The organism is Rhodococcus sp. NPDC056506, assembly GCF_042794945.1.
Lineage (GTDB): Bacteria > Actinomycetota > Actinomycetes > Mycobacteriales > Mycobacteriaceae > Rhodococcus_F.
In genome coordinates this window covers 1-22,323 of sequence record NZ_JBHTSW010000063.1, presented here as the reverse complement: position 1 = coordinate 22,323, position 22,323 = coordinate 1, and the positions used below count along the sequence as shown (strand labels likewise).

Annotated in this window: 25 protein-coding genes; 3 read left to right on the top strand and 22 right to left on the bottom strand. The window is 62.6% G+C overall.

Translation table 11 applies throughout. The annotated features are described in order from the left end of the window. Positions 1 to 115: 115 nt before the first annotated feature. Positions 116 to 1,132 (bottom strand): hypothetical protein, encoded by a 1,017-nt coding sequence (locus tag ACFQ6H_RS28485; RefSeq protein WP_378650179.1) that lies wholly within the window; start codon positions 1,130 to 1,132, stop codon positions 116 to 118. Between the two features lie 131 nt (positions 1,133 to 1,263). On the opposite strand from ACFQ6H_RS28485, the gene ACFQ6H_RS28480 reads away from it, so the two are divergent. Then, positions 1,264 to 1,812 (top strand): TetR family transcriptional regulator, encoded by a 549-nt coding sequence (locus ACFQ6H_RS28480; RefSeq protein ID WP_378537572.1) that lies wholly within the window; start codon positions 1,264 to 1,266, stop codon positions 1,810 to 1,812. Here ACFQ6H_RS28480 and ACFQ6H_RS28475 read toward each other — a convergent pair. The 9 genes from ACFQ6H_RS28475 to ACFQ6H_RS28435 form a co-directional block, all read right to left on the bottom strand. Continuing rightward, the gene (locus tag ACFQ6H_RS28475; RefSeq protein ID WP_378548608.1) at positions 1,803 to 2,678 is read right to left on the bottom strand and encodes a TIGR03619 family F420-dependent LLM class oxidoreductase; all 876 of its coding nucleotides are present in this window, start codon (positions 2,676 to 2,678) and stop codon (positions 1,803 to 1,805) included. The genes ACFQ6H_RS28480 and ACFQ6H_RS28475 overlap by 10 nt on opposite strands. Before the next feature lie 69 nt (positions 2,679 to 2,747). After that, positions 2,748 to 4,376: an ABC transporter substrate-binding protein gene (locus ACFQ6H_RS28470; RefSeq protein WP_378650181.1), complete on the bottom strand. Its 1,629-nt coding sequence runs from the start codon at positions 4,374 to 4,376 to the stop codon at positions 2,748 to 2,750. A gap of 23 nt (positions 4,377 to 4,399) precedes the next feature. Next, a complete protein-coding gene (locus ACFQ6H_RS28465; protein WP_378650177.1) occupies positions 4,400 to 5,461 on the bottom strand; it encodes a DUF1214 domain-containing protein in 1,062 nt (353 codons plus the stop codon). A 27-nt stretch (positions 5,462 to 5,488) separates the two neighbouring features. Next, complete coding sequence (locus ACFQ6H_RS28460; RefSeq protein WP_378650175.1) at positions 5,489 to 6,634, bottom strand: sulfotransferase family protein; 1,146 nt, start codon at positions 6,632 to 6,634, stop codon at positions 5,489 to 5,491. 23 nt (positions 6,635 to 6,657) lie between these two features. Beyond that, positions 6,658 to 7,449 carry an SDR family oxidoreductase gene (locus ACFQ6H_RS28455; RefSeq protein WP_378650173.1) on the bottom strand — a complete coding sequence of 264 codons (792 nt, stop codon included), beginning with the start codon at positions 7,447 to 7,449 and terminating at the stop codon, positions 6,658 to 6,660. Further along, a complete protein-coding gene (locus ACFQ6H_RS28450) occupies positions 7,443 to 7,802 on the bottom strand; it encodes a nuclear transport factor 2 family protein (protein ID WP_378537558.1) in 360 nt (119 codons plus the stop codon). The genes ACFQ6H_RS28455 and ACFQ6H_RS28450 overlap by 7 nt, the downstream gene beginning before the upstream one ends. A 24-nt stretch (positions 7,803 to 7,826) precedes the next feature. Further along, entirely contained in the window at positions 7,827 to 9,728 is a 1,902-nt protein-coding gene (cysN, locus tag ACFQ6H_RS28445) for a sulfate adenylyltransferase subunit CysN (RefSeq protein ID WP_378650171.1), read from the bottom strand. Continuing rightward, entirely contained in the window at positions 9,728 to 10,633 is a 906-nt protein-coding gene (gene cysD, locus ACFQ6H_RS28440) for a sulfate adenylyltransferase subunit CysD (protein ID WP_138869752.1), read from the bottom strand. Before cysD ends, cysN begins: the two co-directional genes overlap by 1 nt. Further along, positions 10,630 to 11,376: a 3'(2'),5'-bisphosphate nucleotidase CysQ gene (locus tag ACFQ6H_RS28435; RefSeq protein ID WP_378650169.1), complete on the bottom strand. Its 747-nt coding sequence runs from the start codon at positions 11,374 to 11,376 to the stop codon at positions 10,630 to 10,632. Before ACFQ6H_RS28435 ends, cysD begins: the two co-directional genes overlap by 4 nt. A gap of 254 nt (positions 11,377 to 11,630) precedes the next feature. On the opposite strand from ACFQ6H_RS28435, the gene ACFQ6H_RS28430 reads away from it, so the two are divergent. Further along, on the top strand, positions 11,631 to 12,242 hold the full coding sequence (locus ACFQ6H_RS28430; protein ID WP_378537550.1) for a TetR/AcrR family transcriptional regulator: 612 nt from the start codon (positions 11,631 to 11,633) through the stop codon (positions 12,240 to 12,242). 12 nt (positions 12,243 to 12,254) lie between these two features. On the opposite strand, the gene ACFQ6H_RS28425 is transcribed toward ACFQ6H_RS28430, so the two are convergent. The 12 genes from ACFQ6H_RS28425 to ACFQ6H_RS28370 form a co-directional block, all read right to left on the bottom strand. After that, positions 12,255 to 12,536 carry a metal-sensitive transcriptional regulator gene (locus tag ACFQ6H_RS28425; RefSeq protein ID WP_003942012.1) on the bottom strand — a complete coding sequence of 94 codons (282 nt, stop codon included), beginning with the start codon at positions 12,534 to 12,536 and terminating at the stop codon, positions 12,255 to 12,257. A gap of 31 nt (positions 12,537 to 12,567) precedes the next feature. Then, positions 12,568 to 12,840 carry a hypothetical protein gene (locus tag ACFQ6H_RS28420; RefSeq protein ID WP_378650167.1) on the bottom strand — a complete coding sequence of 91 codons (273 nt, stop codon included), beginning with the start codon at positions 12,838 to 12,840 and terminating at the stop codon, positions 12,568 to 12,570. Further along, positions 12,833 to 13,348: a hypothetical protein gene (locus ACFQ6H_RS28415; protein WP_378447135.1), complete on the bottom strand. Its 516-nt coding sequence runs from the start codon at positions 13,346 to 13,348 to the stop codon at positions 12,833 to 12,835. The genes ACFQ6H_RS28420 and ACFQ6H_RS28415 overlap by 8 nt, the downstream gene beginning before the upstream one ends. After that, positions 13,341 to 13,778 carry a hypothetical protein gene (locus tag ACFQ6H_RS28410; RefSeq protein ID WP_378447134.1) on the bottom strand — a complete coding sequence of 146 codons (438 nt, stop codon included), beginning with the start codon at positions 13,776 to 13,778 and terminating at the stop codon, positions 13,341 to 13,343. The genes ACFQ6H_RS28415 and ACFQ6H_RS28410 overlap by 8 nt, the downstream gene beginning before the upstream one ends. 15 nt (positions 13,779 to 13,793) lie before the next feature. Further along, the gene (locus ACFQ6H_RS28405) at positions 13,794 to 13,949 is read right to left on the bottom strand and encodes a hypothetical protein (RefSeq protein WP_019744371.1); all 156 of its coding nucleotides are present in this window, start codon (positions 13,947 to 13,949) and stop codon (positions 13,794 to 13,796) included. 57 nt (positions 13,950 to 14,006) lie between these two features. Next, positions 14,007 to 14,669: a hypothetical protein gene (locus tag ACFQ6H_RS28400; RefSeq protein ID WP_378650165.1), complete on the bottom strand. Its 663-nt coding sequence runs from the start codon at positions 14,667 to 14,669 to the stop codon at positions 14,007 to 14,009. 73 nt (positions 14,670 to 14,742) lie between these two features. Then, on the bottom strand, positions 14,743 to 15,717 hold the full coding sequence (hemB, locus tag ACFQ6H_RS28395) for a porphobilinogen synthase (protein ID WP_378650163.1): 975 nt from the start codon (positions 15,715 to 15,717) through the stop codon (positions 14,743 to 14,745). Between the two features lie 74 nt (positions 15,718 to 15,791). Further along, positions 15,792 to 17,354, bottom strand: coding sequence for a bifunctional uroporphyrinogen-III C-methyltransferase/uroporphyrinogen-III synthase (locus ACFQ6H_RS28390; protein WP_003941969.1), 1,563 nt, complete (start codon positions 17,352 to 17,354; stop codon positions 15,792 to 15,794). A 60-nt stretch (positions 17,355 to 17,414) separates the two neighbouring features. Next, positions 17,415 to 18,389 (bottom strand): hydroxymethylbilane synthase, encoded by a 975-nt coding sequence (gene hemC / locus ACFQ6H_RS28385; protein WP_378447131.1) that lies wholly within the window; start codon positions 18,387 to 18,389, stop codon positions 17,415 to 17,417. Next, the gene (locus ACFQ6H_RS28380; RefSeq protein ID WP_378537542.1) at positions 18,386 to 19,747 is read right to left on the bottom strand and encodes a glutamyl-tRNA reductase; all 1,362 of its coding nucleotides are present in this window, start codon (positions 19,745 to 19,747) and stop codon (positions 18,386 to 18,388) included. Before ACFQ6H_RS28380 ends, hemC begins: the two co-directional genes overlap by 4 nt. Then, a complete protein-coding gene (locus ACFQ6H_RS28375) occupies positions 19,744 to 20,631 on the bottom strand; it encodes a redox-sensing transcriptional repressor Rex (protein WP_042923244.1) in 888 nt (295 codons plus the stop codon). The genes ACFQ6H_RS28380 and ACFQ6H_RS28375 overlap by 4 nt, the downstream gene beginning before the upstream one ends. Before the next feature lie 140 nt (positions 20,632 to 20,771). Further along, the gene (locus ACFQ6H_RS28370) at positions 20,772 to 21,032 is read right to left on the bottom strand and encodes a glutaredoxin family protein (RefSeq protein ID WP_020906776.1); all 261 of its coding nucleotides are present in this window, start codon (positions 21,030 to 21,032) and stop codon (positions 20,772 to 20,774) included. A 200-nt stretch (positions 21,033 to 21,232) separates the two neighbouring features. On the opposite strand from ACFQ6H_RS28370, the gene ACFQ6H_RS28365 reads away from it, so the two are divergent. Beyond that, on the top strand, positions 21,233 to 22,228 hold the full coding sequence (locus ACFQ6H_RS28365; protein WP_378638147.1) for an HAD family hydrolase: 996 nt from the start codon (positions 21,233 to 21,235) through the stop codon (positions 22,226 to 22,228). The last annotated feature ends 95 nt before the right edge of the window (positions 22,229 to 22,323 follow it).

Sequence of the window (22,323 nt, the reverse complement as noted above, 5' to 3'; positions counted from 1 at the left end):
CCTTGGGGGGGGGTCCGTTTTTTTTGGGGGGGGGGGTCGGGGTGGTTTTGGGTTTCATTGGTCTTGTTTTTGGTGGGGGGGGGGGGGGGGCCCCACCCCCCCCCCCCCACCACACTCAGTGCGCTGCTGCCTTTTTGGACTGGCGTGAGGCAAGCAGTCCGGTCAGGCCGAGTGCCGCGACGAGCCAGATTCCCAGAACGAGCAGGTGCGGTCCGGCGCCGTTGCCATCGAAGTAGATGACGGACCGAATCGGCTCCATGGCCGCTGATCCGAGCCAGAACCAATGGATGTGCTGCCAGAATCCCGGCAGGAACGACACCGGGATGGCGCCACCCGAGCTCGGGAAGTTGATGAAAACGAGCACCGTCAGCACTGCAAAGATCGCCGCCTGTCCGAGCAGTCGATTCAGCAGGATGCTCACCGCGCCGACGGTGAACGTGTAGAGCATCGAGATCCCCAGCAGTTGCAGGATCTGGCTGAACGACGCGCCGAAGGCGTGCATGAAAATACTGGTGATGCCGAACGCGATGAGCGGGGTGAGAATCGCCGCGCCGGCCAGGATCGAATACTGCTCTCGCAGGCGCATTCTCGGAGCAACCTGACTGAGCACCGTGATGGTCAGGTAGCCGCCGAGGGTGCAGACGATCAGGAAGTAGAAGAGCCCGACGGTCGAGGAGTCGCGCGCCGTGACAGGCGCCGAGTCGATCACGGTGACCTGCTGCCCCGTCTGCTCCGCGACGGAATGGGCTAAGCCGCTCACCACGGAAACCGTCGAGGCCCCTGCACCGGTTGCGATGTGCGCGGTCACGGTGTCACCGATTTCGATGGCGCCGATGGCGTCGCGGTTGTCGATACGAGCGAGAGCGTCGGCGGCGTTGTCGGTGGCGACGATGTCGAACTTGTCGCCTGACGTAGCTTCGATTCCCTCGATCAGCGGAGCCGTGACGGATGGTGAACCGACCACCACGATCGGTGCCTGATTCGGCATCGGTGAGTGGAAGGCGCTGACGTAACACAGGCAGAACATGATGACGAAGAACAACGGAAATGCGAGTCCACTGCCCACCATCTTCCAATTGGTCGGCGGATCGACAACCTCTTCGCTGGGCACCCGGACGTCGGTAACTGTCATATTCCACGCTCTCTTCACTAACCGCATCTAGCTGTCAACACCGTTGACAGACTCAACAGTCAACACTGTTGACACGTTATAGTCAACAGCGTTGACAACGAGGTCGGCGAGCGAGCACACAGGTCGGTGTCGTGACATTCACAGAACGAGAGCAGCCCTCGACGTCCGAGGCGATTCGCGCGGCAGCGTTCCAACTGTTCGGCGAGCACGGGTTCGGTGGCACGTCAGTTCGCGCCATCGCCAAGGTTGCCGGTATCGATCCGGCCCTGGTCATCCGGCATTTCGGATCCAAAGAAGCACTGTTCCTGGAAACCACGCCGGTCGCCGGCTACTTCGAAGGCCAGTTCGACGGCCCGATCGACACCCTCGGTGAGCGGATCGCAGAATTCGTCCTGGGTAAGGCCGACGCCCGGATGCTGTCGGTGTACACGGCGCTCATGCGGGCGTCGGACAGTCCACGCATCCGGGAGCGGCTGCGCGAGATGACCGGAGTATTCGCCACCAATCTCTCGGCTCGTCTCCAAGGCGAAGACGCATACACCCGCGCGCTCCTGGTCTCCGCCCAGGTGTCCGGATTGTTGAGTGCTCTCAGCGACGAGAGCATCCCTCAGTCGGCAGATCGAGATCAGTTGGCAAAGCTTTACGGCCGGGCGATGCAGACGCTGATCGATCAGTACTGAGCGATGACCTCGTCGGCAAACCGTCGAATGGAGTCGAGTCTTCCCTGACGATCACCGGCATCAACTCCGTAGCGATACCACGGCGACACTCTGATTTCCGTGACTCCGAGAGTCTCGAGTTCGCGATATCCGTCCAGATCACGAACATCAGTCGGCGAGACGTTGACGCCGAAAGGAATATCGGCACGACCGTACTCGACCCGCAATTCCATGAGGCGATCGATGGCGGAGGCCAATTCGGCTTTGGTCGTGTTCACCGACATCCAACCGTCGGCCAGCCTGGCTGCGCGGCGCAATCCCGGTTCACTGTGCCCACCGATGTAGATCGGAACCGCAATCTCCGGAGCAGGACTGATCATCAGAGCGTCGAACTCGTAGTGCTTGCCGTGGTATTCGATCCATTCGGGTCCACGTCCCGCACACACGGCCTTGATGATCTCGATGGCTTCGTCGGTACGCGCACCGCGGGTGCGCATCTCGGTCCCGGTAAAGGTGAATTCCTCGGGGATCCAGGACAAACCGATGCCGAGTGCGATGCGATTTCGCGACATCACTGCCATGGTCGAGACCTGCTTTGCCGTCAACAAAGGATCACGCAGTGGGAGTTTGAACACGTTGGTGTAAAACTGAATTCGCGACGTGACGGCCGCCATTGCCGTCATCGCAATGAACGGATCAGGCATCGGAGTCTCGGGCGCCCACATCCGCTTCCCGTCAGCGGTGTACGGATACGGCGCCGACACCTGCTCGGGATAGAACACGGAATCCGGCATCGCGATACCGTCGAACCCCACCTCTTCTGCAACCTGGGCCAATTCGCACAGTTCCAGAGCGTCGATCATCGCGCCCGCCAACGACCACTTCATCGTTCCACCATTTCGCCGCTACACCATTTCGTCATTCGCACGTCGAAACACCCTTCCGTTCAGAGGAACTCACTTCGACGACGTCCAGGCTTCGTCGAAGAACATGATGTCGGTGATATTGCGTTCGACGCCGTGAATATTGCCGTCCCATGCGGTCAACACCGATGCGGGACCCCAGATCACGTAAGGAACAGTCACATTGGCGTACTCCTGCACCTTGCTGATCGCATCACGGACAGCGTCGTCCGACGGTGCAGTCTGCAAAGCCGTGATCAGTGCGTCCATCTCCGGGTCCGCAAAGCCCGACGGGTTGTTCTTCGAATCACTGGCCATACTGTTGTACACATTGAGGTACGGCGCTTCTTCGCCGACTGGAGCGCCACCTCTGGTCATGTCGAAATCGTGGTCCTTGTATACCCGTCGGACCAGGTCGGTCACATCGGTGGCGTAGTCGATGGTGACGTCGAAACCGATCGCGTTCAGCGACGCCTGAACCGTCAGTGCCGTCGCCTGCTGGCTCGGCTCCGAGGTGGTGAGGTAGCGGAGTTTCCCGTCGTACCCGTCGGACTTCGCTTGATCGAGCAGCGCCTTTGCCTTCACGTGATCGAACGGGATGCCTGCGGTGTTGTTGAACCAACGTGATGTCTGCGGGACCAGTTCGGAACTGGCGGTGCCCAATCCGTTGTTCGCACGGGTATTGATCGCCGCCGGATCCACCCCGTAGGCGATCGCCTGACGAATGCGCACATCGGCTCCGGGCTTGCCCGCCCGGTTGTTGATCGTGCCGATCCCGTTCTGTCCGGTCGGACTGAGGTAGCCGGAGTATCCGTCGTCGAGAGCTTGGTTGATGACGGCCTCGTCGCGAAGAATGTACGTCATGTCGATCTGACCGCTCTTCAGCGATTCGTACTGAGACTGTGCACCCGAGGTAGGGACAAACCGCAGTGTGTCCAGTGGCGGTTTGCCGCCCTGATAATCCGTGCGTGCGGCGAGTACCAGTTCTTCGTGCGGCGCGAACTTGGCCAAGGTGAACGGGCCCGCCCCGATCGGAGTGAACGCTTTTTCCCCTCCCACTGTCTCTGCGTCGGAACTTCGCGCAACGATCATTCCGGGGCCGAGCGACAACAGTGCCGGGAATTGTCGCCAGGGCCGCTCGAGCACAAATTCGACAGTGGTGGCGTCGGGTGTCTCGATCCGCTCCACGATGTTGAGCCAGGTCTGCGATACATCACCCTTACCTGCCACGAATCGTTCGATACTCCACTTCACCGCTTCCGCGTCGAGCGGGCTTCCGTCACTGAAGGTCAGACCATCAGCCAAAGTGACGGTGTACGAGGTGAAGTCGCTGTTGCCCGACAGTGACTTCGCAAGTTTCGGCACGAAGCTCCCGCTGGCGGAGTCGCTGCGCACCAGCGTGTCGTAAATCGCGGCCATTTCGGTTCCGCCGGTCGAACCGGCGGCTTGAGTTCTAGTGGGGTCCAGTGAGGAAGGGAACGAATAAGACCCGAAGGTGAGAAGACCTCCGTCGATCCGCTCCCCCGTATCTCGAGCTCCCACGAAACCCGCTGCGCCGCTACTGCCCGGTGAATCCGATCCTGCGGTGCCCCCACTGCTGGAGGCGCACCCGGCCAACAACAGGGCACCGGCAAGCCCGAGCGCGACAAATCGAGGGACGAACCGATTCTTCTTGGTGTACATACGTTCCCAATCTCGGCAGCGGGTCAGATCTTGACTACCTTCGACGTCGGGATCGGGTGCGAGTCCGCCTTGATCCAGCGCAGCGCCCAAGTCCCCTCGGCGTGCGAATCGGTGTCGATCCAGTTGCCGTAGCCCGGATCCTTCGCCGCCACGACAATCGTCATGGTGCCGTCGTCGTTGAGCTTCGCGGTGTGGTTGTTGATGTAGATGTTCGTGCGGTTGTAGTCGAGAGACTCGACCCAGAAGTTCTGCAGCACGAAGTTGAAGTACTCGCAGTTCGGAACCTCGGTCTCGATGACCCACGCCTCGTCCTCGGCGAGCTTCCAGTAGCCGTGGAAGTAGAAGATCGTCGGATCGCCGCCGGCGTCCTGGAAGTAGTCCTGTCCCCAGTCGAAGATCTCGTTGGTGTGCGGCTGGAATTTGCGCGACCATTCCAGGAAGGTCTCCGCCATCCCCTTCACGATCCCGACGGACTTGGTGAGGCGCTCGCCGATCTCTTCCGGAGTCAGCGGGACGAACTCCCCGTCCGGGTTCAGGCATTCGATGGTCAGATCACCGATGACCTCGTTGCGCCGATCCTTGTAAGTTTGCCGAACGGAGATGAGGTTGCTGTCGGGCGCCAAAGGCAGCCAAGCCCCCTCAGCGGGCTTGTCGACGCTCGCGATGAACTCGAAACGGCCGTTCTCGTCGACGTCGAGGTCCTGGATATGCAGATCGCCGGTCTGCAGCATGGTGCCGTCGATGTGGTACCGATTGACGCGCGAGCCGAAGGTGATCAACGGGACAGTGCCTCGGGTGCCGATGATCCGGTAGTTGTACTGACCGGAAATGTTGGCGCGCATGTAGACGTTGTCCGGGTTGTCGGCACCGATCTTCGTCATCATGTTCGGGTTCGGAGCCGACGAGAACTGTGGCCAGCGTGGATCGGTGTACTCGACACAGTTGATCGTGCCGTACCGAAGCAACCGACTCAGATAGCGGACGCCCTCGGCCTGGGTCAGCGGGTCCTGAGGGACGATCTCGTCTTCCAGGACCTTTCCGACCTCGAGCAGATCTGCGCAGAACTTTTCCCAAACAGCATTCATGTGAATCTCCTTGTTTCGGTCAGGGCTTCAGGGTGTGGTGGCGAACTTCGCTTCGACGTCGGCAGCGCTCACGCCGAACTCCTCGAGCGAATAGCGGTGCGACGGACGACGATGCTCGGCAAGGCTCGCCTGGTGTGACGCCTCCACCGCGGCGCGAGCCTCGTCCGTGAAGGGCAGGGCGAACTGTGCATAGATCTTCTCGACGGTGCCGACTGCATCGGAGATGAAGTCCTTGTAGTCGACGTCGATGAACTGATCGGAGTTGTAACGGCTACGGGCACTGTTGAAGTTCGCATTCCCTCTCGCCCACAGGTCGAGTTGGGTGCGCCCGATAGCCGGACGGTCGAAGGCCTTCGACATGTCGTGTCCGCCCTGCTCGGCAAGGCTGAAGGTGGACGCCATCGACGTCAACGGGTCCCGGAAGGTCCGAACGAACAGTGCATCCGGATAAACCGACATGATCTCGTCGATCGCGAATACATGGCTCGGGCTCTTGAGCACCCACCGTCGGTCCTGGTCGTGCAGCCCGATCAACTGCAGGTTCTTCTTGTGCCGCGCATATGTTTCGGTCCAGTCCTGCTCCGCCAGCCACCGGGTGTAACTCGGCACGTACGCCACCGTCTCGAACGCGGTCGAGAGCATCGTCTGCTGCAGCAGACGCCAACATTCCTCGACCTCTTCTGCCCCCATGAAATGCACCTTCATCAGGTCCGCCTCGTTGCGCTGGCGCGCACGGTAGAAGGCGTCGGAGCGAACGTAGTCTGCGTTCTCCGACCACTTGTCGCGCTCGGGGCGAGGCTGCGGCGACTCGGCGAGCCACATCTCGGCGCCCTGATGCGCCGGGTCGGCACCGAGCAAGCGGTGCAGCGCGGTGCTGCCGGTGCGGGTCAACCCGACCACGAAGATCGGGCGTTCGATCGGAACGTCGACGTGCTCTGGATATTTCGCGAATCCGGCCTCACTGGTCAGGCGACCCGCGAGCGCTCCGACGATCATCTTGCGAGCGATCACCTTGCCGTGAGGAGTGAGGTCGGCCTCGTTCTGGAACGACTCGAGGAGAACTCGAAGTCCTTCGAGATAGCCTTCGCTGCCGAAGTTTTCGTACCCGGTGTCCGCGCGCGCAGCCTGGTGCAGGTCATCGATGGAACCGATGCCGTCGTAATCCTGTGTCATCTGTAATTCCTTGGGGGATGGGTTCAGTGGTGGGTGTGACCGCAGTTGACGTCGAGACATTGCCCGGCGACGGCTCTGGCCGCATCGGACAGGAGGAAGACGACGGCATTGGCGATGTCGTCGGGTTCTGGTAGCCGGCGCAGATCGGCGCCCGCTGCGATCTCGTCGTAGATCACCTTGGGGTCGACTCCTGCTGCCGCCGCCTTTTTCTCGAACATGTTCTTGACCGAGTCCGCCCAGATGTAGCCGGGCGCAACCGAGTTCACTCGAATCCCCTTGGGTCCGAGATCGATCGACAAACTTCGCGCCATTGCCAGGAGGCCGGCTTTCATGATGCGGTACGCCCCGAACCCGGGAAGCTGATTGCGCAGCACCATGGACGTCACCATCACGACGGACCCCTGTGCCTCGGTCAATGCGGGCACAAACGCGCGTGTGACATTCAACGCCGCAAGCAGGTTGATGTCGATACCCGACTGGATGGACGCCAAATCAGCGTCGAGGAGCGGGACCTGGGCCGGTTGGACGAATGCATTGTTCACAAGGCAGTCCACGGCACCGAACTCGGCGACCGCTGTCTCCGCCAGCGACGTGATCGAGTCGACGTCGGTGAGATCGGTCGGAACGGCCAGTGCAATTCCGCCGCGATCACGGATCTCGGTTGCCACCGATTCCAAGCGCTCGGGTGTACGGGCAGCCAGGACAACTTTCGCTCCGGCCGCCGCACTCTGCAGCGCAATCGAGCGACCCAGCGCCGGGCCCACTCCCGAGACGACGACCACCTTGTCTGCCAGCAGGCCGTGACAGGTCAGCACAGCGCCTGCGGATCGAGAACCACGCTCAGAGAGGTGATCTTGCAGTTCTCGTCGAACTCGAACAGGTCGGTGGCAGCGAAGTCGGGGATACCGACTCGCTGCACCCGAAGTTGCATGGCCGCGTAGTTTCCCGTCACCGAAATCGGGCCGAGCAGACTCACTGTGAAGTCGACCTGCGCGTTCGCGGTATCGAATGCGCGAATCTCGTCGATCCCGCGGTAGGTCTGGACCCCGAGCGGTTCGTGTTGAACTGCGTCGGGTGCAAACAGCGCAACCAGGCCGTCGACGTCGTGACTTCCGAGATACTTGACGTAATCTTCTACAGCAGAAACTATTTCAGCTCTGTCAGGCATGGAATTTCCTCGTGGTCAGTCGGATCAAGAGATGGTTCCGCGGGCGCGGAGGTAATCGATGATCGCGATCGCAGCGTCCTCGGTCGTCGTGACACTGGTGTCGATGTGAATGTCGGGGTTCTGCGGCGCTTCGTACGGCGAATCGATTCCGGTGAAGTTCACCAACTCCCCACGTCGAGCTTTCTTGTACAGACCTTTGGGATCTCGCTCCTCTGCGACGGCAAGAGCGGTGTCGACGAAGATTTCGACGAACTGGTCGTCGCCGATCAATTCACGGGCGGCATGACGCTCGGCCTCGAACGGTGAAATGAAGGACGCGAGGACGATCAGACCCGCGTCCGCCATCAGGCGGGTGACCTCGGTGACGCGGCGGATGTTCTCGACGCGGTCGGCTTCGGTGAATCCGAGGTCTCGATTCAACCCGTGACGGACGTTGTCTCCGTCGAGGAGGTAGGTGTGCGCGCCGAGTGCGTGCAGTTGACGCTCGACGTCGTTGGCGATAGTCGACTTTCCCGAACCGGAGAGACCTGTGAACCACAGAACTGCGGGTTGGTGTCCCTTGAGCCTGGTGTGCGCGGCCACGTCGACGTCGACGGATTGCCAGTGAATGTTGTCCGATCGACGCAGCGAGTGCGTGATCATGCCCGCACCGACAGTGCCGTTGGTAAGACGGTCGATGAGGATGAAGCTACCGGTGTCGCGGTTGCCCACGTACGGATCGAACGGGACGGGCCGATCGAAACTGATGTTGCACACACCGATTTCGTTGAGCTCGAGAGTAGTCGTTGCGGTCTTTTCGAGTGTGTTGACGTTGATCTTGTGTTTCGGTTTGGTAATGCGTGCGGTGAGAGTGACGGTACCGATCTGGCACAGGAACGGCCGTTCAGGCAGCATGGGAGCCTCACCCATCCAGACGATGCAGGCCTCGAACTGATCGGCGACGGCCGGCGGATTGTCACCGATGGAGAGCACGTCGCCGCGGCTGATGTCGATCTCGTCGGTGAGCGTGATGGTGACGGAGCGGCCGGCACCGGCAACGTCGAGGTCACCACCCATGGTCACGATGCGCTCGACGGTGGACGTCTTCCCACTGGGGAGCACGCGGATGGGATCTCCGGGAGATACGGTGCCGGAAACGATCTGGCCGGAGAATCCCCGGAAGTCGAGGTCCGGCCGGTTCACCCACTGCACCGGCATCCGGAACGGAGCCGCGGCGGCAGCATCGTCGATGTCCACGCTTTCGAGATGCTCGATCAGGCTGGGCCCGGAGTACCACGGGGTATTCGCACTGCGCTCGGTGAGATTGTCACCCATGTATGCCGACATCGGAATGGCGACGAATCCGTCCAGCCCGATCTCGTGAGCGAAGGCCGTGTAGTCCGCGGTAATGGCATCGAAGACCTCTTGCGAGTAGTCGACGAGGTCGAGCTTGTTCACGGCAAGAACCACGTGCTTGATCCCAAGCAACGACACGAGATACGAGTGCCGACGGGTCTGAGTCAGAATGCCTTTGCGGGAGTCGACAAGGATCACCGCGAGATCGGCGGTCGACGCGCCGGTCACCATGTTTCGGGTGTACTGCTCGTGCCCCGGAGTATCGGCGACGACGAACTTGCGACGCTCGGTCGTGAAGTAGCGGTAGGCGACGTCGATCGTGATGCCCTGCTCACGTTCGGCAGCGAGACCGTCGACCAGGAGCGCGAAATCGAGCCCCTCCCCCTGGGTGCCGCTCTTGCGTGAATCCGCTTCGAGCGCCGTCAACTGGTCGTCGAAGACGAGCTTCGATTCGTAGAGCAGACGGCCGATCAGGGTGCTCTTGCCGTCGTCGACGCTGCCACACGTGATGAATCGCAGCATGCTCTTGTTCGCGTGACGCTCGAGGTATGTCTCGATGTCGTCAGCGATCAGATCCGAGGAAACAGTCATCAGAAGTACCCCTCTTGCTTCTTCTTTTCCATCGACGCACTGGAGTCGTGGTCGATGACCCGTCCCTGGCGTTCGGAAGTGGTGGTGAGCAACATTTCCGAGATGATCTCGGTCAAGCTGGTGGCGGTCGACTCGACAGCGCCGGTCAGCGGATAGCAGCCGAGGGTGCGGAAACGAACACTCTTGAGTTCCGGAGTTTCTCCCGGCAGCAACGGCATCCGGTCGTCGTCGACCATGATCAGTGCGCCATCGCGTTCGACGACGGGACGCTTGTCGGCAAAGTACAGCGGAACGATCGGAATCTCTTCCTGGCGTATGTATTCCCACACATCCAGCTCGGTCCAGTTCGAGAGCGGGAAAACGCGCAGGCTTTCACCCGGCGCTTTTCGGACGTTGTACATCCGCCACAACTCCGGTCGCTGCTGCTTGGGATCCCAGCGGTGCGCAGCCGATCGGATCGAGAAGATCCGTTCCTTGGCGCGGGATTTTTCTTCATCACGGCGGGCGCCGCCGAATGCCGCGTCGAACTTGTAGTGATCGAGGGCTTGTTTGAGGCCCTCGGTCTTCCACATGTCGGTGTGCACCGCGGATCCGTGAGTGAACGGGTTGATCCCCTGCTTCACGCAGTCCGGATTGGTGTGGACGATCAGATCGAGATCGCCTGCAGCAGCGGTACTGTCACGAAGTTTGTACATTTCTCGGAACTTCCACGTCGTGTCGACGTGCAGAAGCGGAAACGGCAGCTTCGACGGGTAGAAGGCCTTACGCGCGAGATGCAGCATCACGGCGGAGTCCTTGCCCACCGAGTACAACATCACCGGGTTCTCGCTCTGCGCAACAGCTTCACGCATGATGTGGATGCTCTCGGCTTCGAGCCGTTCGAGATGAGTCAGTGTCGTGGTCATCGGCCCAGTTCCTCCAGTGCTTTCGGGGCGAGTTCTGGTCGGCAGATCAGCAGATCCGGCAACCACGGGTTTTCCTGGTTGTAGCGAAGTTCGCTGCCATCGATACGTGAAACATGCAGTCCCGCAGCGCGTGCGACAGCGACCGGCGCCGCCGAATCCCACTCGTACTGCCCGCCCGCATGGGCATAGATGTCCGCGTCACCCGAGACGACCGCCATTGCTTTGGCTCCGGCGGATCCCATTTCGATCAACTCCGCGCCCATCGAGTCGGCCATGCGCATGACCGGTTCCGGACGACGCGTCCGCGATACGACGACTCGAGCCGGCGTCGCGGCATCCCGCCCGGTTCGATCATCGCTGCTCGAATAGGTGACGCCGAGGGCAGGCATTGCGACCGCACCCGCTGTGAGGACACCGTTTTCGGTCAGTGCGACATGAACGGCCCAGTCCGATCGGCCGGCTTCACCGAATTCACGGGTGCCGTCGAGCGGGTCGACGATCCACACTCGATCCGCAGCCAGCCTCGCGAGGTCGTCGGCGCCTTCCTCCGACAGCACCGCATCCGCAGGAAAGCGTCGGGCAAGTTCGGCGACGATGAATTCGTGACTGAGCCGATCGGCGGCGTTCTTGAAAGTCGCGGCATCACCGTCGTTTTCGCCGAGAGATTTCCGGTGTTCGAGCAGAAGTTCTCCCGCCGCAGTGGCGATGTCGATCGCCGCGCGTTCATCGTTGGTGCGTGTCATAGGTACTCCACAACTGTGTAGACCTCCCGATCGATACGGGAAGAAAGGTCAGGCCGACCGCAGAGTGTCCAGCGCTTTGCACTGGCCTCGATGTGGTCTGCGCCATACCGTAACACCAGAATGAACGATGTTCATTCTATTTCGAACAATGTTCATTCTATGATCTACATCACATTCAATTGAGTGCGGCGTTCGACAACGAACAGTGTTCGATGTGAATTGAGGATGCCGACCACCGCGACTACGGTGATCAAATGAGCAGTACCAGCAGCAAGTCGATCTACGGCGACGCCGAAGTGCGTCGGCGCCGAACACTCGACGCGGCGATCTCGCTACTGGACGAGGGTGGCTACTCCGCGCTCACGATCCGCGCGGTCGCCAAACGAGCCGGCACCAGCACTGGGCTGATCTACCAGTACTTCGTCGACAAGCAGGACATCTTCGCAGCCCTCTTGAGCGAAAGTCAGCTGGAAATGGCTGATTTCGTGAACTCGCTCCCCCGCGAGCAGGGACTGAGCGCATTGCTCGCGTCCATGATTTCCGAGTTTGCTCGGCACTGGGCACGGGTGGGTCGACTCACCACCACCTGGCGCGACATCGAAGGCATGGCCGGATCCGACCGAGAGAGCATGCGGGAACTTCACGCATCCGTCGCGGTCTTCAACTCGGCGTTGATTCGAGCGCTCACCGAAGCTGCTGCAGCCGAAGGAAGTCGGCTGATCGACGACCCTGCGCTGATCCACGTCGTGCTCTCCGGGCTCAAAGGTCTGTCGGACACCATCGTCGTCAACATCGCCAAGGAAATCACGCCCGAGCATTTCGTGAACTTCTCCGCCCGGGCGCTTGCGCGGTCCATCACACAGTGACGGACCGGCACCTCAAGAACGAACGAGACGAGCGATAGCCGCCTGTGCTTCCTTGATCTTGACGTCCGCTTCCGGACCACCCTGCTTGGCAGCTTCGACGACGCAACCTGCGAGGTGGGCGTCGAGAAGCTTCAGGGATACCGACTGCAGCGCGCTCGTCGCAGCGGACACCTGGGTGAGCACGTCGATGCAGTACCGGTCGTCTGCGACCATGCGCGAGATTCCGGCTACCTGACCTTCGATACGACGAAGGCGCTTGAGCAGATCGTCCTGCTCGGGGCTGTAACTACTCATACCGCAACTATACCCCCTACCCGTATGAGGGCTAGCGGGATGCGACGAAGCCCACCCGGACCCGGCGCACGACATCGATGGCCATCAGCCCCGCGACCAGAATCGACAGTCCGGCACCCGAGATCCAGAGGCCGTCGTAGTGCGTGCTCTCGAACGGCGGAGCGCCCTCCAAGATCGGGCCGAAGTCGGTAGTCGTCGTACCCGACCGCCAGCACACGATCGCCAGAATCGTGGCGGCGACGATGCCGAGGACACCGATCCACGTCTTCCCGTCGGCAAGCGGAGATGGCTGCGACTCAGTCATCGGCAGACCCGTCCGGTTCGACACCAACCGTGACAACCTGGCTCAACGCCTCGCGAAGTGCCCGATCGTCTTTCGCCCACGCCCGCACCAATCCCCCGGTGGTCAGACGCAAGCCGATACCGTGCCGACGCCTCGGCACTCCGGACAGCTCACCGAGTGCACGTGCCGTTTCCCACGGTTCCATTTCGTCCTCGTAGGCCGCGTCGTCGGACTCTGGGAACACCTCGGCGATCTCGGTGATCGGCACCTCTTCGGTTCCCTGACGCAAAGTAGTCGCGGTCAGAAGTACGCTCGCATGCCGGCGCGCGGCAATCACCTGCACGTACACCAATCCGGTGAGAATCACAGCGAACATCGCCAGACCGAACCAATGCACGACGGGGCCGGTGAACAGTTCGATGACCAAGGCGATCAGGCAGAAGATCGGACCGAACGCGACGGCCCACCACCGCGAACCCGGCTCGTAGTAGAGAACGTCCGGGCCGCTTTCAGGAGCACGGTCAGCCACGGGCAAACCAACTTCGTGTGGTGTCTCGGTAGATCGCAATGCAGGCACAGATCAACATGACGGGAACGACAAGCGCGAGCACGGTACTGATCCCGGCCACCACCAGCGCGATCTGCAGCACCGCGAACACTCCCGAGACGATCACCAGGATTCGTCGACAGAGAGGTTTTCCGGCGCGCGTGGGACCGGCGAGGCCGCCGATCGCGAGACCGGTCAACAGCAGAACCAGGCCGGACACCCGCACGAAGGTGACGTAGATGTCGATGTTTCCGGCCGATATGCCTTGATCGGTGAACTGCTCACGCAGCGAATACGACGCGCTGGTGACGTTGATCAGGCCGAAGAGTATGAGTAGGAACGCGCTGGCGATCCACAGCCAAAATGCTGCCTCGACGGCTGTCGGGCGCCTGACCTTCGTAGAGATACTCACGGGTTCAAGTGTGCGCTATCCGCTGACGATGCCCGGAATCATGAGCACCAGGAGTGTCACCAGAACCGAGGCTCCGAGGATCGCGAACAAGATCACTTCGGTGCGTGAACCACGTTGGCGCAGTGGCGCGTCGTGGGTGCTTTCTGTGCGCAGGGCTTCCTGAGAACTCATCGCGTGCGACCTCTCCCCTACTACTGCAGTGACCCGTTTCACAGTACCCCGAGCTACCTACCGGTTCCCCGTCGGGGGGAAACGAAGAAAGTACGGATTGGACTCTTTTCGGTGCATCATCACAATCGCGCCGACAGCAGCGACTGCCTGCAGGATTTCCGCTCCGCCGAACAGCAGCGTGGCCGCGCCGCCGTCGCCGCCGAGCCCGAAGATCACCGGGATCGCGGAGACCAGCATGAAGACACCACAGAATGTCAGCAACATTCGAGCCCAGTTCTTGCCGCGACTCATCGAGCGCACAAACAGAAGGAACACCGCGGTGACGATCACGACCAGCACCGCGGAAAACACGATGACCAGTGGGAACATACCGTCCACGTCGGAGCGCGTCAGGCCCGCGTCGACAGCCGCTTGGTTCTTGAGCATCTCGTCGACGAACATCGACTTCTGCCCGAGCAGCATCCAGATCATCGCGCCGCCCTGGACCAACCCCAGGGCCGTCACAGCCCACCACAACTGAATCGCAGTCACGACGTCCGTCGGCGGCTCGGGTTTCGGCGCAGGTCCCGGGTATCCGTTGTAACCGGGGCCGTATCCCGGGATCTGACCGGTTGGCATCGGTCCGAGTTCGCGGTACGGCTGGTTCTCGAACGGCTGGTTCTCGTAGGGAGGTTCCCGGCGGGGCGGTTCCTGGCGCGACGGCGGCCACTGCTCGGTCATGACACCAGCGTATCGGTCGATACGGGCGCAGCCACCATGCGTGGCACCGTCACAGACACCATGAGTGACACCGTCACAGCCATCCGGCGACTTCCGACGCCCAATAGGTGAGGACCACGTCGGCACCGGCGCGGCGGATGCTGGTGAGCGATTCGAGAATCGCAGCATTCCGATCGATCCACCCGTTCTGCGCGGCGGCCGTGATCATCGAGTACTCCCCCGAGATCTGGTACGCCGCGACCGGAACCGGAGACCGGTCGGCGGTCTCACGCAGAATGTCGAGGTAGGACATCGCAGGCTTGACCATCACCATGTCGGCGCCCTCGGCGATGTCGAGGTCTACTTCGCGCATCGACTCGCGGCGATTGGCACCGTCCTGCTGATACGTACGACGGTCACCTTGCAGAGAGGATCCAACGGCTTCACGGAACGGCCCGTAGAACGCTGACGCATATTTCGCGGCATAGGCGAGCTGGCCGACCTCGACATACCCGGATGCGTCGAGCGCACCTCGAATTGCAGCCACCTGGCCGTCCATCATGCCACTGGGTCCGAGCAGGTGAGCACCCGATTCAGCTTGTGCGAGAGCCATTTCGACGTATCGGATCAAGGTCGCGTCGTTGTCGACGGCACCGTCGGCAGAGAGCACACCGCAGTGGCCGTGATCAGTGAACTCGTCGAGGCAGGTATCGGCCATGATGACCGTCGAATCACCGAGTTCGTCTGCCAGAGCGCGCAATCCGACGTTGAGGATGCCGTCGGGATCGGAGGCACCGGAACCCTGCGGGTCCTTGTCCTCCGCTTTGGGGACACCGAAGAGCATCAGGCCACCGACGCCGGCTTCCACCGCTTCCACCGCGGCGGACCGCAACGAATCGAGGGTGTGCTGGAAAACGCCTGGCATGGAACTGATCTCACGCGGAGCGTCGATGCCGTCGGCGACGAACATCGGCAACACGAGGTGCCGGGGTTCGAGCGAGGTCTCTGCCACGAGCCGCCGGAGCGCAGGCGTGCGCCGGAGCCGGCGAGGGCGATGAGTGGGAAACACGGAAGGGGCCCTCCTTCGTCGGGACCTGTGAGTGGTTGAGGAGCCCACAGACTCCTCAACCACTCACGGGTGCGCTAGCGCCTTCGAGACTTCTTACGCGGGGGTGGCAAGGCACCTTCGGCGCGCAGACGAGCTGCGTGCTCGGCGAGAGCCTCCACCAGCGGTCCCACCTGCGAGGTCTCGGGCTGCACGTCGACGCGCAGACCGAACTCGATGGCAGTTTCGGCCGTCTTCGGGCCGATGCACGCGACCAACGTGCGGGCGTGCGGCTTGCCGGCGATGCCGACGAGGTTGCGCACGGTCGAGGACGAGGTGAAGCAGACGGCGTCGAATCCACCGGTCTTGATCATCTCGCGGGTCTCGGCCGGCGGCGGCGCTGCCCGGACGGTGCGGTAGGCGGTGACGTCGTCGATCTCCCAACCGCGTTCGCGCAGGCCCTCGGCAAGGGTTTCGGTCGCAATGTCCGCGCGCGGCAACAGAACCCGGTTGACCGGATCGAAAACGTCGTCGTAGGGCGCGAATTCGGCCAGCAGGCCCTCGCTGGACTGCTCACCGGTCGGGATCAGCTCGGGGTTGATGCCGAACGAGCGAACCTTGGCTGCGGTTGCTTCGCCGATGCAGGCGATCTTCACACCGGAGAAGGCGCGAGCGTCGAGACCGAACTCTTCGAACTTCTCCCACACTGCGCGAACAGCATTGGTGGAAGTGAAGACGACCCACTGGTAACGACCGTCGACGAGACCCTTGACCGAACGCTCCATCTGAGCCGGGCTGCGAGGCGGCTCGACGGCGATGGTCGGAACCTCGATCGGGATGGCTCCGTGAGTGACCAGACGGTCGCTCATCTCGCCGGCCTGATCCTTGGTGCGCGGCACGAGGACGGTCCAGCCGTACAGAGCGCGCGATTCCCACCACGACATCTTGTTGCGCTGCGCGACAACCTTGCCGACGGTGACGATCAGCGAGCCCACCAGTTCGGATCCGGCTTCGTTGAGCGTCGCGAGAGTTGCCTCGACGGTTCGCTGCTGACGAGTGGTGCCGCGGACGGTGATGGCAGCGGGGGTCTGCGGAGCCAAACCGTTCTCGACCAGCGCGCTGGCGGTCTCGGCAAGATGTCCGGACGTCGCGTGCAGAACCAACGGTCCCGGCGCAGCGGCCAGAGCAGCCCAGTCGACTTCACCGCGAACGTCGGCCTCGGTGTGACCCGAGCCGAGCGCCATGCCGGCGTAGCTCGGCACTGCCGAACCGGACGGAAGACCGGGGAGGACCTCGAACTGAACCTGCGTGCGAGCGACCGCGGTGACTTCTGCAATCACGGAATCCGTGGTCAGCGGGTCACCGGAGACCAGACGCACGACGTCGTGGCCGTTCTTGGCCTCGTGCACCAATGTCTTTGCGACCTCGGCCGGCTCACCGAGTGCCGGACGCACGTCCGCGATCAGCTCGCCGGTCTCCTCGTCGCGACCCATGTCGATGCCGACGAGCGCGACGACGCCCTTGTCGACGTCCGGATCGGTGAATGCCATTGCGGCGCCGGTGAGGACGTCACGTGCGCGAACGGTGAGCAGGGCGGGGTCGCCCGGTCCCGATCCCACGAACAGGATCCGTCCGGGAGTGTTCTTTCGGACTCGGGTCATCGGTGATTCTCCAGTGCGCTGTATCGAAATGGGAACTTGGTGCAAGTGCAAAGTGGGGCGTCAAACATCGGCTGCCTCGCCTGTAGTCACGTTCATCAACTCTCGGGCGCCGAGTTCGAGTAACTCGCGCGCTACCGCTCGGCCGAGTTCCTCGGCCTTGTCCGGCGCACCGACGGCGCCGGTACGGATGACGTCCGAGCCGTCGATGGCGGCTGCGCAGCCGCGTACCGACAGTTCGTCGAAGATTCTGCCGTCGTCGTCGAGGGATTCGACGATTTCCGCAATCGCACCGACCGGCGCGGTGCAGCCGGCTTCCAACTCGGCGAGAAGTGCACGCTCGGCAGTGACGGCCGCTCGGGTACCCGCGTCGTCCTGCTCGGCCAGAATTGCTGCCAATTCCGTATTGGCAGAAAGACATTCGACGGCCAGAGCGCCCTGCGCCGGAGCGGGGAGCATCTGTACCGGCTCGATGTTCTCGGTGATGAGATCGAGCAAGCCGATCCGGGACAGGCCGGCGCGGGCGAGGATCACGGCGTCGAGTTCACCGGATTCGACCTTGCCGAGGCGACGCTGCAGGTTGCCCCGCAGCGGCACGATGTCGAGGCCGAGCCCGAGTGCCTTCAGCTGTGAAACCCGTCGCGGCGCCGAGGTTCCCACCTTGGAACCGGCCGGAAGCTCGCCGAGGACCAGACCGTCGCGGGCGACGAGCGCGTCGCGCGGATCTTCACGCGGCGGAATCGCAGCGATGACAAAACGTGGATCCTGCGCGGTCGGCAGGTCCTTGTAGGAATGCACTGCGACGTCGACGCGGTTGTCCAGCAAGGCTTCTCGAAGCTCAGCGGTGAATACTCCGACGCCGATCTTCTGGACGGGATCGGTGGACTGATCGCCCTTGGTCTTGATGATGACCAACTCGGCGGGATGTCCGGCTGCAATGAGGGCATCGCGCACGGTTCCGGCCTGGGTGGTCGCGAGAAGACTTCCGCGAGTGCCGATCCGCAGCGGGCTCCCCGATTGCGGGGTGGTGACGCTCATGCCTGCAGGTCCCTTCCAGTGCGGTCGCCGTCCACCAGATCGGTGGGTGTGGCCACGGCCGCGGGAGATCCGGGGCTGAGTTCGAAGAGTTCGCGCAGCGCTGCTGCGTAGGAGTCGCCGCCGGGGGCCGACGCCAGTTGCTTGACGCGCACGGTCGGGGCGTGGAGAAGCTTGTCCACGACGCGGCGCACGGTGCGCGCAACCTCGTCGCGCTGCGGATCGTCCAGGCCGGGCAGACGCGAATCGAGCCGCATCAGTTCGGCTTCGACGACGTCGGCGGCGCGCTGACGCAAAGCCGTGACGGTCGGAGTGACCTCGGCGAGACGCTGTCCCGCGAGGTACGTCGCAAGCTCACCGGCAACGATGGTGCGTGCGGCATCTGCGTCGGAAGCGGCGGCGCCTGCCGCCGGATCACGCTGCAGCGTCTCCATGTCGAGGACGGTGACACCCGGCAGGCCGGCGACGGCGGGATCGATGTCGCGCGGCAGCCCGAGGTCGCAGATGACCAGGTGCTTGGTGTTGTCGCGATCGGGCTCGGCGAGTGCGAGGTGCACATCCGCCAGGGTGACCACTGCCCCGACCGCGCCGGTACAGGTGACCATGACATCGGCCTGCGCCATCGCGGCCGAAAGCTGGTCGAAGGCAACACCGTCGGCGTCGACGCCGTTGGAGCGTGCCGTCTCGGCGAGGTGCTCGGCGCGTTCCTGCGTCCGGTTGACGACGACGATGCGTTCGATTCCGGCGCGGGTGAGGTGCGCGACGGACAGACCGCCCATCGAGCCGGCCCCGACGACCACGGCAGTGCGGCCGACCAGGCCGCCCTCGCCGATGATGCCGGCTGCCCGATCGAGAGCCACGGACACGACTGACGCTCCGGCGGAGTCGATTCCGGTTTCGGAATGCACTCGCTTACCGACGCGCAGTGCCTGCTGAGCCAGTTCGTGGACGACGCGTCCAGCGGCCTGCTGCGCATCCGAAGATGCGTAGGCCGAACGGATCTGGCCGAGAATCTGCTGTTCGCCGATCACCATCGAGTCGAGGCCACTGGCCACCGCGAAGAGGTGTTCGACCGCGGCTTCGCTGTAGCGGACGTAAGCGTGAGCGTGCAGCGCTGTCAGGTCGAGACCCGAATGATCGGCCAGGATCTCACCGACTTCGGTGAGAGCACCGTGGAATGCGTCCACCACCGCGTAGACCTCCACCCGGTTGCAGGTGGAGACGATCATCGCTTCGGAGATGTGCGAGGACGCCAGAAGCTTGTCGATCAGCTTCGGACGATCGGTGTCGGTCACAGCTACTCGCTCGAGCACCGGGACGGGCGCGGTTCGATGCGAGACCCCGACAAGCAGAACACTCACGGCGCGATCACTGATCCGTTTCTTGTCGAACCTGCTCCGACCGGAGCGGGTGAACTGGTGGATGGAACTGACGAAGCGGATGCGGCGTGAGCCACGCGTACTCGCGGCGCGCTGGATGCCTGATCGGCATTGCGCGCACTGTTGAAGGAGAGAACCTGCATCTCGACGGCCAGATCGACGCGCCGCAGTTCCACGTGATCAGGAACGTCGAGGGCGATCGGCGAGAAACTCATGATGCAGCGCAGCCCGGCGCTGACGAACTGGTCGCACACGCCCTGCGCTGCCTCGTCCGGTGTGGAGATGACGCCGATGGTCGCGTTCAGTTCGCGGCAGGCGACAGTCAGTTCCTCGGTGCTGCGCACGACGAGATCGCCGACTCTGCTTCCGATTCGATCTGCGTCACTGTCGAAGAGTCCGACCATCTCGAAACCGCGGCGGCTGAATCCGCCGTAGCCGACCAGCGCCTTGCCGAGGTTTCCGACGCCGACGAGAACGACCTTGTGCCCACGATCGAGTCCGAGTGCACGCTCGATGCGGATGCGGAGCCTGTTGACGTCGTACCCGACGCCGCGGACGCCGTTGGGCCCGAGGAACGACAGGTCCTTACGCAATTTCGCTGATCCGACGCCTGACGCCTGGGCTAGTTCCTCGCTCGAGACGATGGAGGTACCCCGGTCGGACATCACTCCGAGGACCCGCAGGTATGCGGCCAAGCGCGTCACCGTAGCCTGGGGGATGACGCGATCCTGAGCGATCGGGTCGGTGACCGAGGCGCTGGCAGCGTCGGTGACAGAAGAGCCCGCAGCGCCGGTGACGCGCTGAGCCACAGGCTCATGCGTCTGGTGCGGTTCGGTCACGTCGCTGGCTCCTCGTCCGGTCGACACGACTGTCGACCTCCACGATGCTCCGGGGGAATGTTCACACCACGGTAACCGCTTGTGAACCCATGCACAAAGTTGCTCGAGACGGGTGCGATGTGCCGTTCACCTGCAAAGCGGCTCCGCGCACAACTTTGAGGGTTGCCTTACTTGCGTAAATCGTCGCGAAGGCGTTCTTCGTCAACTTCCCAGTAACCGTGCTCGCGTCCGTCGAGAAGAATGACCGGCAATCTGTCTCCGTACTCCGCTCTCAGCTCTGGATCGGTCGCGGCAGCTTCGTCTACGTCGATGCACGTCAATTCCAGCTCGAACTCGGAACAGACCCGTCGTAGTACCTCCGCCGCGCCGACGCAGGACGCGCATCCTGTGCGTGTCAACAGGGTTACTTCATGCGTAGCTGCAGTCATCGACGCATACCTTTCTTCTGCTGGGATGCCATCCACTTGATCGGTCGAGTGTGCCTCCAGAGCCCCACTCGATACCAAATCGGCGGAGAGGAACGTCACACACCACAGGGAAGGTCGCCATCCAACCCATCGGGCCTCATCGCGGAGGATAGGCTGACTCGAAGAGTTCTCTGCTCGAGAGTGCAACACGGGAGGTGCGGGTGCCTGCGCGATCACTACCGAACGGCTCCGGATTCGGATCAGGGCTGGCCGGGGTCATACTCCCCGGGCGTCGCCATGTGAAGAATCCGCTGGGCCCGAGTGAGTCGGAAGTTCGAGCCAATCTCGCCGGCGAGGCGAGTGCCGATGCAGCCCTGGCGTTGCACGAAGCTGCCAACCCCACAGAACCCGAAACCGGCGAAGAGCCGCCGACTGTTCCGCGCGACCTCACGGCCGCCGCATTCTTCGACGTCGACAACACCATGGTGCAGGGTGCATCGATCATCCACTTCGCCCGGGGTCTCGCTGCTCGCAAGTATCTCAAGACCTCGGATCTGGTCGATTTCGCGTGGAAGCAGATCAAGTTCCGAGTTACCGGCAGAGAAAGCAGTGACGACGTCGCAGAAGGCCGCGAGAAAGCACTGTCCTTCGTGGCCGGCCGATCCACCGCCGAACTCGCCCGCCTCGGCGAGGAGATCTACGACGAGGTCATCGCCGACAAGATCTGGCCAGGCACGAGGGCGTTGGCTCAGATGCACCTCGACGCCGGACAGCAGGTGTGGTTGGTGACGGCGACTCCGGTCGAACTGGCTCAGGTGATCGCCGAGAAACTGGGACTGACCGGCGCCTTGGGCACCGTCGCCGAGAGTGAGGACGGCGTCTTCACCGGCCGACTCGTCGGCGACATCCTGCACGGTATGGGCAAGGCTCACGCCGTGCGGACATTGGCCGTACGTGAAGGACTCAATCTCAAGCGCTGTTCCGCCTACTCCGACAGCCACAACGACGTTCCGATGCTCTCGTTGGTGGGGACGCCCGTGGCGATCAATCCCGACGCAGATCTTCGTGAACTCGCGAAGAACCGCGGTTGGGAAGTTCGCGATTTCCGCACCGGACGAAAGGCCGCCAAGATCGGTGTACCGACGGCGCTGGTGCTCGGAGCGGTCGGTGGGGCGCTCGCGGCAATTCTTGCCAGGCGCAAAGAACAGAACGCCTGAGCGGGTTCGGGGGGGGGGGGCCGGGGGGGCCGGGCCCACCAAACCCCCACAAAAAGATAGAAGCGTGGGGGACAACCCCTAAAAAAAAGAAAAAT